The 14,480-nt window shown below is 69.4% G+C and carries 15 protein-coding genes and 1 pseudogene; 8 read left to right on the top strand and 8 right to left on the bottom strand.

Features of this window, described 5'->3' with window-relative positions; translation table 11 throughout:
- Positions 1-42: 42 nt before the first annotated feature.
- The 8 genes and pseudogenes from ATI37_RS06035 to ATI37_RS06070 all read left to right on the top strand — a co-directional run bounded on the left by ATI37_RS06035 (position 43) and on the right by ATI37_RS06070 (position 8,476).
- Positions 43-435 (top strand): SCP2 sterol-binding domain-containing protein, encoded by a 393-nt coding sequence (locus tag ATI37_RS06035; RefSeq protein WP_117237572.1) that lies wholly within the window; start codon positions 43-45, stop codon positions 433-435.
- On the top strand, positions 432-1,466 hold the full coding sequence (locus ATI37_RS06040) for an alcohol dehydrogenase family protein (protein WP_117237573.1): 1,035 nt from the start codon (positions 432-434) through the stop codon (positions 1,464-1,466). Before ATI37_RS06035 ends, ATI37_RS06040 begins: the two co-directional genes overlap by 4 nt.
- A gap of 233 nt (positions 1,467-1,699) precedes the next feature.
- Positions 1,700-2,112 (top strand): annotated as a pseudogene (locus ATI37_RS06045) (hypothetical protein).
- A gap of 180 nt (positions 2,113-2,292) precedes the next feature.
- Positions 2,293-3,303 (top strand): LptF/LptG family permease, encoded by a 1,011-nt coding sequence (locus tag ATI37_RS06050; protein ID WP_117237574.1) that lies wholly within the window; start codon positions 2,293-2,295, stop codon positions 3,301-3,303.
- Complete coding sequence (locus ATI37_RS06055; protein WP_117237575.1) at positions 3,300-4,343, top strand: LptF/LptG family permease; 1,044 nt, start codon at positions 3,300-3,302, stop codon at positions 4,341-4,343. The genes ATI37_RS06050 and ATI37_RS06055 overlap by 4 nt, the downstream gene beginning before the upstream one ends.
- Complete coding sequence (locus tag ATI37_RS06060) at positions 4,340-6,814, top strand: LPS-assembly protein LptD (RefSeq protein WP_117237576.1); 2,475 nt, start codon at positions 4,340-4,342, stop codon at positions 6,812-6,814. Before ATI37_RS06055 ends, ATI37_RS06060 begins: the two co-directional genes overlap by 4 nt.
- Positions 6,811-7,788 carry a hypothetical protein gene (locus ATI37_RS06065; protein ID WP_117237577.1) on the top strand — a complete coding sequence of 326 codons (978 nt, stop codon included), beginning with the start codon at positions 6,811-6,813 and terminating at the stop codon, positions 7,786-7,788. Before ATI37_RS06060 ends, ATI37_RS06065 begins: the two co-directional genes overlap by 4 nt.
- 4 nt (positions 7,789-7,792) lie before the next feature.
- The gene (locus ATI37_RS06070; protein WP_117237578.1) at positions 7,793-8,476 is read left to right on the top strand and encodes an SDR family NAD(P)-dependent oxidoreductase; all 684 of its coding nucleotides are present in this window, start codon (positions 7,793-7,795) and stop codon (positions 8,474-8,476) included.
- Here the strand turns inward: ATI37_RS06070 and ATI37_RS06075 are convergent.
- From ATI37_RS06075 to lgt, 8 genes are read right to left on the bottom strand one after another with little or no spacing between them, the layout of a single operon-like run.
- Positions 8,430-8,732 (bottom strand): VanZ family protein, encoded by a 303-nt coding sequence (locus ATI37_RS06075; protein WP_117238535.1) that lies wholly within the window; start codon positions 8,730-8,732, stop codon positions 8,430-8,432. The two genes, ATI37_RS06070 and ATI37_RS06075, sit on opposite strands and share 47 nt — an antisense overlap.
- A gap of 32 nt (positions 8,733-8,764) precedes the next feature.
- Positions 8,765-9,157, bottom strand: a complete 393-nt coding sequence (gene mce / locus ATI37_RS06080; protein ID WP_117237579.1) for a methylmalonyl-CoA epimerase — start codon at positions 9,155-9,157, stop codon at positions 8,765-8,767.
- Positions 9,158-9,166: 9 nt separating this feature from the next.
- The gene (locus tag ATI37_RS06085) at positions 9,167-10,114 is read right to left on the bottom strand and encodes a 4Fe-4S dicluster domain-containing protein (RefSeq protein WP_117237580.1); all 948 of its coding nucleotides are present in this window, start codon (positions 10,112-10,114) and stop codon (positions 9,167-9,169) included.
- A 22-nt stretch (positions 10,115-10,136) separates the two neighbouring features.
- The gene (locus ATI37_RS06090) at positions 10,137-11,216 is read right to left on the bottom strand and encodes a bifunctional 3-deoxy-7-phosphoheptulonate synthase/chorismate mutase (RefSeq protein WP_117237581.1); all 1,080 of its coding nucleotides are present in this window, start codon (positions 11,214-11,216) and stop codon (positions 10,137-10,139) included.
- 33 nt (positions 11,217-11,249) lie between these two features.
- Entirely contained in the window at positions 11,250-11,993 is a 744-nt protein-coding gene (gene tatC / locus ATI37_RS06095; RefSeq protein WP_117237582.1) for a twin-arginine translocase subunit TatC, read from the bottom strand.
- Positions 11,990-12,229 carry a Sec-independent protein translocase subunit TatA/TatB gene (locus ATI37_RS06100; protein WP_117237583.1) on the bottom strand — a complete coding sequence of 80 codons (240 nt, stop codon included), beginning with the start codon at positions 12,227-12,229 and terminating at the stop codon, positions 11,990-11,992. The genes tatC and ATI37_RS06100 overlap by 4 nt, the downstream gene beginning before the upstream one ends.
- A 45-nt stretch (positions 12,230-12,274) precedes the next feature.
- Positions 12,275-13,636: a bifunctional UDP-N-acetylglucosamine diphosphorylase/glucosamine-1-phosphate N-acetyltransferase GlmU gene (gene glmU / locus ATI37_RS06105; RefSeq protein ID WP_117237584.1), complete on the bottom strand. Its 1,362-nt coding sequence runs from the start codon at positions 13,634-13,636 to the stop codon at positions 12,275-12,277.
- A 9-nt stretch (positions 13,637-13,645) separates the two neighbouring features.
- Positions 13,646-14,476: a prolipoprotein diacylglyceryl transferase gene (lgt, locus tag ATI37_RS06110; RefSeq protein ID WP_117238536.1), complete on the bottom strand. Its 831-nt coding sequence runs from the start codon at positions 14,474-14,476 to the stop codon at positions 13,646-13,648.
- Positions 14,477-14,480 lie beyond the last annotated feature (4 nt).

Genomic DNA, 14,480 nt, shown 5'->3' on the forward strand with positions numbered 1-14,480 from the left:
GCTTACCCAAAAGGGTTTATACTCGGCGCAAAGGAGGAAGCCATGGAGCTTTTCGGGGAGGCGTGGGCAAAGGCGTACTGCCAGAATCTGAACGCGAGCGAGGCCTACAAGAAGGCGGCCAGCACCTGGGAGGGCTCCTTGGCCCTGGCGGTGCGCAAGGACCCGGGGGCGGGGTTCCCCCAGGGGGCGGCCGTGGTCCTGGACCTCTGGCACGGGGCCTGCCGGGGGGTGAGGGTGGTGGAGGGGGAGGCCGAGGCCGACTTCGTCATTGAGGCCGACCTCGCCACCTGGCAGGAAGTCCTGGAGGGCCGGCTAGAACCCCTCACCGCCCTGATGCGGGGGCTTTTGGAGCTCAAGAGGGGCACCATCGCCGCCCTGGCCCCCTACGCCCAGGCGGCCCAGGAGCTCGTCAAGGTGGCCCGGGATGTGGCGTGAAGGCGGTGTTCTACCACGGCCCCTTCCAGGTGGCCGTGGAGGAGGTGCCTGAGCCCCGCCTGGAGGCGGACACCGACGCCATCATTCAGGTGGAACTCGCCGCCATCTGCGGCTCCGACCTCCACATCTACCACGGCAAGATCGCCGGGGTCCTCCCTGGCACCATCCTGGGCCACGAGTTCGTGGGACGCATTGTGGAGAAGGACCCCCTGGTCCCCTTCGCCCTGGGGGAGCGGGTGGTGGGGAGCTTCCAGGTGGCCTGCGGGGACTGCCCCGCCTGCCGCAAGGAGCAGTACTTCGCCTGCCTCAGGGGCGAGGTCTACGGCTTCGGCCTGGCCCTGGGCAACCTCCAGGGGTCCCAGGCGGAGCGGGTGCGGGTCCCCTTCGCCCGCCAAGGCCTCTTCCCTATAGGGGACCTCCCCGCCGAGGAGGCCATCTTGGCCGGGGACATCCTCACCACCGCCTACGGGGGGGTTAGACCCTTCCTCACGCCGGGGATGAGCGTGGCCGTGGTGGGCTCGGGCCCCGTGGGGCTTCTCGCCCAGATGGTGGCCCACGCCCTGGGGGCGGGCCCCGTCTTCGCCATAGACCCGGAGGAGGCCCGCCTGGAAAAGGCCAAGGGCCTGGGAAGCGTGCCCATCAACCCCAAGGCCGAGGACCCCATCGGGCGGATCCGCCAGGCCACCGAGGGCCTGGGGGCGGAGCTGGTGGTGGAGGCGGTGGGCGGGGAGGGGGAGGCCCTGAAGACCGCCTTCAAGCTAGCGGCCCCGGGTGGGGTGGTCTCCAGCCTAGGGGTGCCCACGGCGGAGAAGCTGGACTACCCCTGGTTTCCCGCCTTCAGCCGGGGCATCACCCTGCGAAGCGCCTTGACCAACATCCCCCGCTACATTGGGGAGGTGCTTTCCCTCCAGCGGGTGGGCCGCCTGAGGGGAAGCTTCGTCTTCAGCCACCGCCTGCCCCTGGAGGAGGCGGCGGAAGGGTACCGCCTCTTCCACGAGCGGCGGGCCACCAAGGTGGCCCTGGCGCCCTAAAACAAAGTCCGCCGCCCGCAGGCGGCCTTTTTTCCTCTGACCCCTTTACTATACCACGGGTTGCCAGTATGTAAAGTGGTATGCAGGAAATCCCGCCCCAAAGGGCGATCTTGGGGGGTGGGGAAAGCAAAATAAAACTTTTACAAATAGGCCGGTAGGGGCAAATGTGCCCTCTCTCCTTCGCAAAGGGGACAGGCCTGCCATGCTGAGGGAAGCGGACAAGGAGGTGCTCCATGGCCCAGTACCTGGTGGTGGCCCACCGCACGGCCAAGAGCCCCGAGCTGGCGGCCAAGCTGAGGGAGGTCTTGGAGAAGGACCGCGAGGCCCGCTTTGTCCTCCTGGTGCCCGCCGTGCCTCCGCCCGGGTGGGTCTACGAGGAGAACGAGGTGCGGAGGAGGGCGGAGGAGGAAGCCGAGGCAGCCAAGAAGGCCCTCGAGGCCCAGGGCCTTCCCATCGCCGAGGCCAAGGCGGGGGACATCTCCCCGCTTCTCGCCATAGAGGAGGAGCTCCTAGCCCAACCCGGGGCCTACCGGGCCATCGTCCTCGCCACCCTGTCCCGGGGCTTTCCCGCTGGCTCAGGCTTGACGTGCACACCCAAGCGGAGCGCTTTGGCCTCCCCGTGATCCACGTGATCGCCCACCCCTAATACCCTTCTTCCAGATTCCTTCGCTCCACCAGCTCAAAAGCCTCCTGGGAACCTTCCGCCGGGGCCCCCATGCTGGCTTGCGCCAGCATGGGGTGGTATCACCGGGGTCCCCACGCTGGCTTAGGCCAGCGTGGGGTGGTATAAAAGCCTTTTCTCATCCCTCGCCCGTATACTGCCCCCGTGCTAGGGCGGTACGTGCTCAGGGAGGTCCTCCTCCCCTACCTGGTGGGGGTCCTCCTCTTCGTCGCCCTCCTCACCTTTGACCTCCTCTCCAGCCTCTCCGGGGTCCTCCTGAGCCGGGGGGCGGGGGTGGAGGAGATCGCCCTTCTCGTCCTCTACCGCCTCCCCTGGACCCTGAGCCTGGCCCTGCCCCTGGGCCTGGTCTTCGCCATCCTGGTGGGGCTATCCCGCCTCATCCGCCACTCGGAGCTCAAGGCGGCCTACGCCGCCGGGGTGCCCCCTTGGGCCTTCCTCAGGCCCCTTCTCCTCCTCTCCCTCGCCGTGGCCCTGGTGAACCTCTACAACCTGGCGGAGGTGAGACCAAGGGCCCTCGAGGCCTACGACCAGGCCCTGGGCCGTCTGCTCTACGGGGAAGGAGGGCCCAGCGGGGTCCTGAGGCGGCAGGTCTACGCCCTGGAGGGGCTTGGGGTCTACTACGCCGAGGAGGTGCGCCCCGAGATCGGGCAGAACCGCCTCTTTGGCCTCCGGGTGGTGGACGAGGAGGGAAGGGTCTTCAGCGCCCAAGAGGGGGTCTGGGACCGGGAGGGGTGGCAGTTTTTGGGCCACGTCCTAGAGGAGGGGGGGCCTAAGCCCTTCCAGGGCACCCTCCCCTTCCCCGCCTTCTTCCGCCCCAAAGAGAGCCTGGGCTCCCGGGACCCCTACGACTCCAGCACCCTGGGGGAGCTCCGGGAGCGGGCCCAAGTAGAGGCGGGGGCCCGCTTTGCCCTCCACCGCCGCCTGGCCGATGCCCTGGGAGGGTTTTTTTTGGGCTTTGTGGCCGCCGCCCTGGGCCTTTCCCTTAGGGAGGCCGCCTGGGCCTTTTTGGGGGTGGTCCTCCTCATCTTCGGCTACTACGTCCTCTGGACCTTCGCCGCCCAGCTCGCCCAGTACGACGTGAGTCCCCTCTGGGCCTACCTGCCCAACGCCCTCTACGGCCTCTTGGCCCTCTGCCTCGCCTGGAGGCTCAGGTGAAGACCCTAGACCGCTACCTGCTCCGCGAAGCCCTCCTCCTCTTCCTCGGGGGGCTTGCCGTCATCGTCCTCCTCTTCCTGGCAGGGGCGGTCTACGAGGTCCTGGCCCCCCTGGTGGCCAAAGGGGCTGACCCCTACACCCTCCTCCGCTACCTCCTCTACCGCACCCCCGAGGCCTTGGCCCGGGGGGCCCCCGTGGCCTACCTCTTCGCCCTCCTGTTCCTCCTCTCCCGCATGGCGGAGGACTCGGAGCTGAAGGCCCTCCTGGCCCTGGGGGTGCGGCGGGAGCGGGTCCTCCTTCCCTTCTTGCTCCTCGGGGGGGGCATCGCCCTAGGGGGCTTCCTCCTGGGGGAGAGCCTGGTACCGAGGTCCCTGGCTGCCGGGCAGGACCTCCTGAGGCGGCAGGTGCTAGAACAGCCCCGGGCCCTCCTCTCCCCGGGGGCCACCTTCCAGGACGCTAGGGGGCGGGTGGTCCACGTGGGGGAGGTGGCAGGGGACAGGATTGGCAGGCTCAGGGTCCTCTCCCGGGAGGAGGTGCTCCTGGCGGAGAGGGGAAGGTTCCAAGGAGGGGTGCTCCAGGTGGAGGAGGGCCTGAGGGTCACCTACGAGGGGGACCGCCCCCGGACCCTCACCCGCTTCCAGAGGGGGGAGATCGTCCTCCAGGAACTCACCTTTGAGCCTTGGCAGAACCCGGCCAACCGCATGACCCTGGGGGAGCTGAGGCGGGAGGTGGAAAGGCTCAGGGCCCTGGGGGTGAGGGCGGGCCTCGAGGCCACCACCTACCACCGCCGCTTCGCCGAGCCCGCCTCCACCCTGGCCTTCGCCCTCTTCGCCGCGGGCCTGGCCTTCTACCTCCTCGGGGGGAGCCGGAGCCTGGGCCTCGTGGGGGTGGCCGTCCTCACCTTCTTCTACTACGCCACCTGGAGCGTGGGGCGGATCATGGGCGAGCAGAACGCCCTGGATCCCTTCCTCGCCGCCTGGGGGCCCAACCTCCTCTACGGGCTTTTGGGCCTCCTCCTCTTTCTGGGAGGGCGGCGGTGAGGTGGGGCCTCCTCCTCTTCCTCTTCCTCCTCCCCTACGCCCTGGGCCAGACCCTAAGGGTCCTGGAGGCGGAAAGGCTGGAGATCCGGGAGGAGGGTGGGGAGGAGGTCTATGTGCTCGTGGGAAGCCCCGTGCGCCTGGAGCGGGAGGGGGAGGCCCTAGAGGCGGAACGGGTGGTCTACTTCCGGGAAAGGAGGCTCCTCCTCCTCTCGGGGAAGGTACGCTACAAGGATAAGGAGGGCCGCCTCATCGAGGCGGAGGAGCTCCAGGTGGACCTAAAGGACGAGAGCTTCGACGCCATGGAGGTGCGCCTCGAGGCCGAGGGGCTCCTCCTCACCGGGCCCCTCTGCCAAAGGGCGGCGGGGGCCATCCTCCTCCAGGAGGGGTACGCCACCCCCTGCGCCCCTTGCGGCCAGGAGGTGCCGGACTACGCCTTCCGCGCCCGGGAGATCGTCCTCTACCCCGGGGACCGGGTGGTGGCCCGGGGCGTGGTCCTCCTGGTCCAGGAAAGGCCCATCCTGGAGCTCCCCATCCTCCTCCTCTTCCTCTCCGAGAGGCGGCCTAGGCTGGAAGTGGGCCAGGACGCTTTGGGCTTCTACCTGAAGGCGGCCCTTCCATACGTAGCCGAGTTCGGCCTGGGCTACACCCTCCTCCACTACTACCAGGGGAGGGGCTACGGCTTTGGCTTCGACCACTTCGGGGTAGGGGAGGCCAAGGAACGCTACTTCTTCCTCCACACCCCCCCGGACACCTTCCAGTACCGGGGGGAGTACAGCTTGAGGAGGCAGGAGTTCTCCCTAAGCGCCCTCCTGGAGCGGGACGATACCCGGGAGAGGCTCTCCCGCTTCCGCCTAGAGGCCCTCCTCCCCGGCATCCCCAGGCCCTCCGACTGGCGCTTCGCCCTGAGGGCCGAGGGCTTCCTGGACCACGACCCCAGCACCCCCCCGCCCCGCACCCTCCAGCGCCTCCCCGAGGTGGAGGCCCAAAGCCCCACCCTCCGGGAGGGCCCCTTCACCCTCCAGGGGGGGCTGGTCCTGGGGCGGTACCTGGCGGAGACCAACCCCCTAAACCGCTCCGCCCGCGCCCTGGGGCCCTACGGGGAGGCCTGGAGGGCCCTCGTCAGCCACGCTGAAACCCTCGCCCTCACCCCCTGGCCCGGGGCCAGCTTGCAGGCGGAAAACCGCTTCCGGGGCTTCTACTACACCACGCAAAACCCGGGCGGGGAGTACGAGCGGCAGGTGGACTGGACCACCACCGCCACCTTCCGGCAGGCCCTCGGGGATCTTAGCCTGGAGCTGGCCTACAGGAGGAGCGTCCAGGAGGGGGAAACCCCCTTCCGCTTTGACGCCTTACCGAGCCGGCGGACCCACCAGGCCCTCCTCGGCCTGGGCTACGGGCAAAGGCCCCTCTTCCTGGGCCTGAGGGGCGGGCGGGACCTGGAGGCGGGGAGGTACCTCCCCTTGGAAGGGGAGGCCCGGCTGCAGGAGGGGGCTTACGCCGTGCGGGTCGCCCACCAGCAGGGCCTCGAGGGGGAGGGCCCCCTGGAGACCCGGGCCGAGGCCGCCCTCACCCCCTTCCCCTTCTCCTTAAGGGCGGGCCTCCGCTACGACCACGTGAGGGCCCTCTTTGACCCCCTCCTCCTCCAGGCGGCCTACGCCCTGCCCGGGGGGAGCCTGAACCTCACCCACCGCCACGGCCTGAACGGGGAAGGCCCCCTGGACACGGGCCTCACCTTCTCCCTCCGGGAAGGGGTCAACGCCTACACCTTCCAGGCCCGAAGGGACTGGACGCGGGACACCCTAGGCCTCCTGGGCCAGGCCATCCTGGGCCCCACCAGCCTGGCCCTCCAGGTGGGCCTTGACCCCCAGGCCCTGGCCTACCAGGCGGGGCTCCGCTTTGGCCTCCCCCCAGGGCCCCTGTGGGACCTCGCCCTCTCGGGCCGCTACCAGGAGGGCTTCCGTGGGACCAACCTCCGCCTCGCCCTCACCCAGGCCCTCCCCGAGGTGGGCTTCCGCCTCGCGGCCAACCTCCACCTGCCCGAGGTGGGGGACCCCGAGGTCTACCTCAGGGACGCCACCTTTAGCGGGGGAGCGGAGCTTTGGCGGCCCACCCCCCCGGACGAGAACGGGGAGAACGCCATCCCGGGGCTTTCCTTCTCGGGGAGCCTCACCTATGCCCGCCGCCCCGACCGGCCCGAGGGGTATAGCCTCTCTTTGCGCAACTTCGGCCCCACCCTCACCTTCCTGGGGCGGGAGAACACCAAGCTCCACCTCTCCGCCCTCCTCACCCAGAACCTGCCCGGGGAGCCCCTGAAGCCCCGCTTCCTCCTGGTCCTGGACCGCTGCTGCTGGGCCATGCGGGTCACGGTGGACGCCAGGGGGGGAGGCTTTGGCCTGGCCTTCCTCTACGGGGGCCAGGCGGCAGGGGTCCTCCTCTCCGAGGAGGGCGTGAGGCTGGGAGGTCTGCCGTGAGGAAGTGGCTTTTCCTCTTTCCCCTAGCCTTGGCCGCCTGCACGGGGAGCCAGGAGCCCCCCCTTCCCGCCCTCCTGGCGGCGGGAGGCGAAGGCGAGGTGCGCTTCTATAGGGCCTCCGACCTCCAGCGGGGGCTGGCCAGCCCCGTGGCCACCTGGGCCACGCCCGGCCTCCAGGACCTGGCCTACCTGGGAAGGGAGGAGCGGCTTTACCTCCTCTTCGGGGACCGCCTCGAGGCCTACGACGCCGCGGGCTTCACGGAAAGCGCCGTTCCCCAAACCCTCCTGGCCAGCGCCTACCTCCCCGACTGCACCGGAGGCTACCTGCGCCTGGGGCAGAACCGGCTCCTCGTCCACTGCCCGGGAGCGGAAAAGGCCTTCCTCCTTCCGCCCGACCTGGGGAGCCTAGAGGAGGCCGACCTCACCGGCCTCGAGGCCCCCCTCCGCCTCGCCCTCCTCCCCCGGGGGACCCTGGACCTCTTGGCCTACATGACCCCGGGCGCCCTGGGCTTCCGCCCGGCCCAGGACCCCAGGGGCACCCCCGGGTTGGAAAGGTTCCTGGACCCGCCCCTGGCCCAGGGCCCCTTTGACCTAAAGGCGGACGGGAGCCGGGGAAGGCTTCTGGGCCTGGGGGCCACGCTCTCGGAAACCCGGATCTACGCCCTCCAGGGGGAGTCCCTCACGGGGCGCAGGGTCCTGGGAGACTTCCCCCGCCCGGCCCGGCTAGCCCTGGACCCCGTAGCGGGGCTTGCGGTCTTGGGCCAAGGCTTCCAGGTCCTGGAGCCCAGGGACTCAGGGCTTCAGGAGGCCTTCCGCACCTTCTCCGCCGGCCTGGTGGGGGTGGACGCCTACCTGTACCTGGTTGCGGGCAACACCCTCCAGGTCTGGGACCTCTTCCCCTCCCCGCCCCAGCGGGTGGCCTCCCCCCTTTTGGGTTTCTCGCCCAAAGCTCTGGCCTTCCTCCCCGTAGAATGAGGCCATGCTGGAAGGAAAGGCTTTTCTCATCACCGGGGCTGGGGGAGCCCTCTCCCGGGCCCTGATCCCCGCCTTCCACCGGGCGGGGGCCAGGCTCTTCCTCTCCGACCCCCGCCCAGAGCCCATGGCGGAGCGGGCCGAGGCCGTAGGGGCCAAGACCTTTGTGGCGGACCTCACCAAGTTGGAGGAGGCCCAGGCCCTGGCGCGCTTCGTGGAGCAGGAGGCCCCGCTTTACGGCGTGGTCCACACCGTGGGGGGCTTCGCCGCCGGGCGCTTCCTGGACTCGGACCCAGGGCTTTACGACTGGATGCTGGACCTGAACCTGCGCACCACCTACAACCTCCTGAGGGCGGTCCTCCCCTACATGGAGGGGCGGGGTGAGGGCTTCTTCGCCGCCTTCGCCGCGGGCCCCGCCTGGACGGGCGTTGGCCCGGGACGGGCCCTCTACACCCTGGCCAAGGCTGCCCTGGCGAGCCTCCTCCGATCCTTACAGGAGGAGGTGGAGGGGGTGCGCTTCCTCCTGGTCTACCCCATGGGCACCCTGGACACCGAGGCCAACCGCAAGGCCATGCCCGAGGCCGACCCCAGCCGCTGGATCGCCCCTGAGTTGGTGGCCGAGCTGGTGGTCCAGGCAGCGGGGGCTAGGGGCGGGCGCCTTTTGGAGCTTCCCATCTACCCCCCCACCTAGCCCCCAGGTAGGCCCCGAAGGCATCGGCGAGGAGGTCCCAAAAGGACACCTCCCGCCCCGGGAAGAAGCCCTGGTGCGCCTCGTCCACCAGGCCATAGAGGAGGGCGAGGAGGAAGGCGGGGCGGAAGCGCCCGAGCCCCCGCCCGAGGAGAAGGCCCAAGAGGGCGTAGGCCAGGAGGTGGGCCCTCTTGTCCCAGGGGTGGGGCAGGCCGGCTCCGGGGGCGGGCTGGGCGGAGAGGAGCCAAAGAATCGCCATCCAGCCCAGGGCCAGGTAAAGGCCCCTCGGCACTAGGCCTCCACCAGCTCCCAGAGGACCCCAAGCCCAAAGGAGGGGTGGAGGAAGGCCACCCGGTGCCCCCCGAAGCCGGGCCGGGGCACCTCGTCTATGAGCCTGGCCCCTTCCGCCCGGAGCCGGGCCAGCTCCTCCTCTAGGCGCTCCGTGGCGAAGGCCAGGTGATGAAGCCCGGGGCCCCGCTTCTCCAAAAAGCGGCCCACGGGGGTGTCCGGGCCCAGGGGGGCGAGGAGCTCCAGAAGGGCCTCCCCCTCCCCCTTCAGCAGGGCCACCCGCACCCCCTGGGCCGCCACCTCCCCCTCCGCCTCCACCTGGAAGCCCAATAGACGGTAGCGGGCCTTGGCCGCCTCCAGGTCCTCCACGGCGATGCCCACGTGGTGAAGCCGCATGGGGCCATTCTACAGGTCGTACCAGGGGGGCTTGCCCCGGAAGAGCTCCAGCTCCTGGCCCACCTCCTCCTTCGGGGCCTCCTCGAGGCGGATCACCTGGGGCGGGCAGCTCTCCACGCAGGCCCCGCACCCGGTGCAGGCCTCCACCTGGAGGTAGAGCACGTACTCCTCCCCCTCCCTAACCCGGTTCACCGCCCCCGTGGGACAGACGTTGGTGCACACCGGGCAGAGGGTGCACCCCTCCTCCACCCGGATCCTGGGCCAGCGCACCTCGGAAGCCCGCCTGGAGGCGAGTAGGCGGAGGCGAAGCTCCGGGGGAAGGCCCCTTTCCTCCCCTTCCTCGGGAAGGGGCAGGGGAAGCTCGGGTGCCAGGTCGGCGGCGGTGCGCTTGGCGCTCCCCAGAAGGGCCTGGAAGAGCTCCCTTCGCCCCACGGGCTCCCCCGGTAAGCTCCCCTCCACCACCTCCACCTCCACGGGGTGGTAGCGCCTGGCCTCCTCGGCCATCCTTTCCAGGTGCTGGGGGACGGAGGGCCCCCCAATGCGGCAGGAGGCGCAGTCCCCCCGGGCCAGGACCACCTTCCCAAAGCGGCTTCCCGCCTCGGCGAGAAGCCCCGGGGTGAGGCGGCCCAAGCAGAGGACCTCCTCCCCCTTCCCCTCCGCCTTGGAGCAGCGGAGTTGCCCCTTTCCCCGGATCAGGGCCTCCTGGATGGCCCCTAAGGGGTACTCCAGGGCGATGCCGGGGCAGACCCCGGTGCAGAGGCCGCACCCCGTGCAAAGCACCTCGTCCAGCTCCACCCGCCACCCCTCGAGGCGCACCGCCCCCTTGGGGCAGGCCTGGTAGCAGCGGTCGCACCCCCCCACGCTGTTCTTGTAGAGGAGGCAGCGGGCCTCGGTGTAGCGGGGCCGGGGGTCGGTGGCCTTGAGGAAGGCGTTTAGGAGGTTGTCCAGGAGGCCCATGGCAGCTTAGAGGGTCAAGGGTCTAGGGTCTGGGGGCGTGGGCCTTGAAGAGGTCCTGGATGGCCTCGAGGAAGCGCTCAAACTGGGCGAAGTCCAGCTGCTGCCCGTTGTCGGAGAGGGCCACCTTGGGGTTGGGGTGGACCTCCACGTGCACCCCGTCCGCCCCCACGGCCAAGGCGGCCCGGGCCAGGGGGGCGAGAAGGTCCGTGCGCCCAGCGGCGTGGGTCACGTCCACGATCACGGGGAGGTGGGTCTCCTGCTTGGCCAGGGCCACGGCGGAGAGGTCTAAGGTGTTCCTCGTCCAGCGCTCAAAGGTGCGGATCCCCCTCTCCGCCAGGATCACCTGTTCGTTCCCCTGGGAGAGGATGTACTCGGCGGCGTAGAACCACTCCTCCATGGTGGCGGCAAGCCCCCTTTTGAGGAGGACGGGCTTTCGCGCCCGCCCCACCTCCTTGAGGAGGGCGAAGTTCTGCATGTTCCGGGCCCCGATCTGGAGGATGTCGGCGTACTCCGCCACCACCTCCACGTCCCGGGTGTCCATGACCTCGGTGACGAAGATCATGCTGAAGGCGTCCGCCGCCCTCCTCCCCAGCCTTAGCCCCTCCACCCCCAGGCCCTGGAAGCCGTAGGGGCTGGTGCGGGGCTTGAAGGCCCCGCCCCTTAGCACCCTCACCCCCCTGGCCGAGAGGAAGCGGGCGGTCTCCATCATCTGCTCCTCGCCCTCTATGGAGCAGGGCCCGGCGATGAGGAGGGGGCCTTCCCCGAAGACCACGTCCTTCACCCGCACCCGGGTGGGCTCGGGCTTGGTCCTTTTGGAGTAGAGGAACCGCTTCTGGTCCTCCTTCTCCTCGAGGTCCAGGCTGGCCTTGAAGATCTCCTTGAAAAGCTTCCGGATGGTCTCCGCGGGGAAAGGCCCCGGGTTTTCCCGGGTGAGGTAGGAGAGCATCTCCTCCTCCCGCTTGGGGTCGTAGTGGGGGAGGCCCAGCTCCGTCTGGATGCGGCCGATCTCCTGGACCAAGCGGCCCCGCTCGGAAAGGAGCCTGAGGATCTCCCGGTTGACCCGGTCCACCTCCCTCCTAAGGGCCTGGATGCGCTCGTCCATGGGCTATTTTATGGGGAAAACCTTCCCGGGTTGTCAAGCGGCTTCTTCCTTGGGCCTCCTCCTTTCCGCCACCCGGGCCACCAGGACGGAGATCCAGTAAAGGACCAGGAGAGGCCCCGTGACGATGGCCAGGCTCACCACGTCCACCGTGGGGGTGATGACCGCCGCCAGGGTGAGGAGGAGGACCACGGCGATCCGCCAGTTGCGGGCCAGGAAGTCCGAGGAAAGGAGGCCCAGCCGGGCCAGAAGGTAGCTCACCACGGGCATCTCAAAAACCAGGCCCATCACGGTCATCATCATGAGGACCTGGCCCATGTAGCGGCCGATGGAGATCTGGGGGGTGATCACGTCCCCCAGGAAGCCCAGCAGGAAGGGAACGGCGAAGGGCAGGAAGCCATAGTAGGCGAAGAGGGCCCCCAGGGCGAAGCTAAAGCCCGCCCCCAGGAGGAAGGGAACCGCAAGGCGCTTCTCGTGCTCGTAAAGCCCGGGGGCGATGAAGGCCCAGACCTGGTAGACGATAAAGGGGAGGGCCAGGACGAGCCCGCCGAAGGCGGCCACCTTCAAGGAGACCAAGAAGGGCTCGGTGATGTCCAGGACGATGAGGTTGACCTGGATGCCGTTCTGCTCCGCCGCCAGATCCAAGGGGCGCTTCAGCCACGCCAGGAGCTGCACCCGGAAGGCCCAGGCCACCCCCAGGCCCACCGCCCAGGCGAGGAGGGCCCAGATCAGGCGGGCGCGGAGCTCCTCTAGGTGCTCTACCAGGGGGGCTTCCTTCAAGCCTTGCGCTCCTCGGCCTCAGGGGCCTGGGAAGAGGGGGCCTCCATGGGTTTGGGCTTGGGCTCTTCCCGCACGTCCACGGACTTCTCCAGCTCCTCGCGGATCTCCTGGGCCCCCCGCCTGAACTCCCGGATGCTCTGGCCCAGGGAGCGGCCCAGCTCGGGGAGCTTCTTGGGCCCGAAGAGGAGGAGGGCCACCACCAGGATCACCAGGATTTCCGACATGCCCAGGTTCATGCTCCCCAGTTTAGCACCCACAGGCTGAGGGGAGGGTGAAAGGGTCTACTCTTCCCCCAGCTTCTTGAGGGCGTAGCCCTCGAGGTTCCGCTGCCGCCCCCGGGCCACGGCCAGGGCCCCTTCGGGCACGTCCTGGGTGATGACGCTCCCCGCCCCCACCATGGCCCTGTCCCCCACCCTCACGGGAGCCACCAGGACGCTATCCGAACCGATGAAGGCCCTTTGGCCGATCACCGTCTTGTGCTTGCGCTTGCCGTCGTAGTTGGCGGTGATGACCCCGGCCCCGATATTCGTCCCCTCCCCCACCTCGGCATCCCCCAGGTAGGCCAGGTGGCCCGCCTTGACCCCTTTGTGGAGGCGGCTATTCTTCACCTCCACGAAGTTGCCCACGTGGACCTCCTCCTCGAGGACCGCCCCTGGCCTCAACCTGGCGAAGGGGCCGGCCTCCGCCCCCGGGAAGAGGTGGGCCCCCTGGGCCACGGTGTGGGCGTGGACCCGGGCCCCGGGCTCCAGGACGGTGTCCTCCAAGACGCTGTAGGCCCCCACCTCGCACCCCTCCCCGATCCGGGTCCTCCCCTTCAGGACCACCCCGGGCCAGAGGGTGACGTCGGGGGAAAGCTCCACCGTGGGCTCCAGGTAGATGGTCTCCGGCAGGATCATCCGCACCCCCTGGCGCATCCAGTGGGCGCGAAGCCCTCCCAGCAAGACCCCCTCCACCCGGGCCAGCTCCTCCCGGGTGTTCACCCCCAAGGCCTCCTCCGCCCTTCCCCGCACGGCCACCACCCGCTTCCCGTGGGCCCGGTAGACGGCGATGAGGTCGGGGAGGTAGTACTCCCGGGCGGCGTTCTCGTTCTTCACCTCCTTGAGGGCCTGGAAGAGGAAGCCGTCCAAGGCGTAGGCCCCGGCGTTCACCTCCTTGAGGGCCTTCACCCCGGGAGGGGCGTCCTTCTCCTCCACGTTGCCCAAGACCTCCTCCCCTTCCCGGAGGATGCGGCCGTAGCCCGTGGGGTCGGGGAGCTCCACGGTGAGGAGGGCCATGCCCAGCCCCTCCTCCACCTTCTCCAGAAGGGCCCTCAGGGTCTCCGGGCGGAGGAGGGGGGTGTCCCCCTGGGTGACCAAGAAGGGGCCAGGAAAGCCCTCGAGGAGGGCCTCCGCCTGCAAGAGGGCGTGGGCGGTCCCAAGCTGCTCCCTTTGCCTTGCGAAGAGCACGGGGTAGCCCTCCAGGGCCTCCTGCACCCTTTCCGCCCCGTGGCCCACCACCACGACAAGCCTCTCGGGGTTCAAGGCCAAGGCGGCCTCCACGGCGTAGATCACCATGGGCTTGCCCAGAAGGGGATGGAGCACCTTGGGCAGTCGGGACCGCATCCTGGTCCCCTGCCCCGCGGCCAGGATCACGTGGACGTGCATGCCTCCATCTTAGCCGGCTTGGGTGCGAAGCCGCCTCAGCATGTAGAGGGAGAGCAGGATGAGGGGCAGGCTCGCCACCTGGGTGGCGGTGAGGAGGCCGATGCCCAGTTCCTCGTTGCGGTAGACGGGGAGCCACAAGGGGTTGAGGCGGAAGGGCTCCTCTAGGACCGAGCGCAGGACGCTATACCAGAGGATCAGTTGCCAGAAGGCGTAGCCGTAAAAGGGCTTTTTCTTGAGCCAGTAGTAGGCAAGGGGGAGGAGGATGAGCCCCACCAGGGCCCCGTAGACCTGGGTGAGGTGGACCGGGCCCCTGAGGAGCTCCGCGCACTGGTAGACCTGGGAGATGTCGTCGATCCCGGGGCAGACCCCGGGGAAGCCCTTGGCCCACTCCGGCCAGGTGAAGCCGATGGGCAGGGTGGTGAGGCGGCCCGCGGTGTCGGAGCCATTCATCAGGTTGCCGATCCGACCGGCGAGGATGCCCAGGGCCACCCCCGGGGTGGCGGCGTCCAGGTAGGGCCAGAGGGGGTAGCCCCTCCTCTTGTGGTGGTAGAGGAAGGCCAAAGCCCCGCCCAGAATGGCCCCGTGGAAGGAGAGGCCCCCGTGCCAGACGTAGAGGATCTCCAGGGGGTTTTCCAGGAAGTAGCCGGGGGAGGTGAGGACGTAGCCCAGTCTGGCCCCCACCACGCCGAAGACCACGGCCCAGAAGGCGGCGGTTTCAAACCTCTCCGCGTCCAGGCCCCAGGCCTTCAGGCGGCGCCTAGCCAGCTCAAAGCCGACAAAGATGGCCAGGGTGAGGAGAAAGCCGTACCACTGGATGCGCAAGGGGCCGATCTCTATCATGGTG

This window comes from Thermus sediminis (assembly GCF_003426945.1).
GTDB classification, from domain to species: Bacteria; Deinococcota; Deinococci; order Deinococcales; family Thermaceae; genus Thermus; species Thermus sediminis.

Bases quoted from the DNA above. Each gene is read 5' to 3' on its own strand.
- ATI37_RS06035 (WP_117237572.1), top strand. From the start codon at position 43: ATGGAGCTTTTCGGGGAGGCGTGGGCAAAGGCGTACTGCCAGAATCTG.
- ATI37_RS06070 (WP_117237578.1), top strand. From the start codon at position 7,793: ATGCTGGAAGGAAAGGCTTTTCTCATCACCGGGGCTGGGGGAGCCCTC.
- ATI37_RS06075 (WP_117238535.1), bottom strand. From the start codon at position 8,732: ATGGCGATTCTTTGGCTCCTCTCCGCCCAGCCCGCCCCCGGAGCCGGC.
- mce (WP_117237579.1), bottom strand. From the start codon at position 9,157: ATGCGGCTTCACCACGTGGGCATCGCCGTGGAGGACCTGGAGGCGGCC.
- ATI37_RS06085 (WP_117237580.1), bottom strand. From the start codon at position 10,114: ATGGGCCTCCTGGACAACCTCCTAAACGCCTTCCTCAAGGCCACCGAC.
- ATI37_RS06090 (WP_117237581.1), bottom strand. From the start codon at position 11,216: ATGGACGAGCGCATCCAGGCCCTTAGGAGGGAGGTGGACCGGGTCAAC.
- ATI37_RS06100 (WP_117237583.1), bottom strand. From the start codon at position 12,229: ATGAACCTGGGCATGTCGGAAATCCTGGTGATCCTGGTGGTGGCCCTC.
- glmU (WP_117237584.1), bottom strand. From the start codon at position 13,636: ATGCACGTCCACGTGATCCTGGCCGCGGGGCAGGGGACCAGGATGCGG.
- lgt (WP_117238536.1), bottom strand. From the start codon at position 14,476: ATGATAGAGATCGGCCCCTTGCGCATCCAGTGGTACGGCTTTCTCCTC.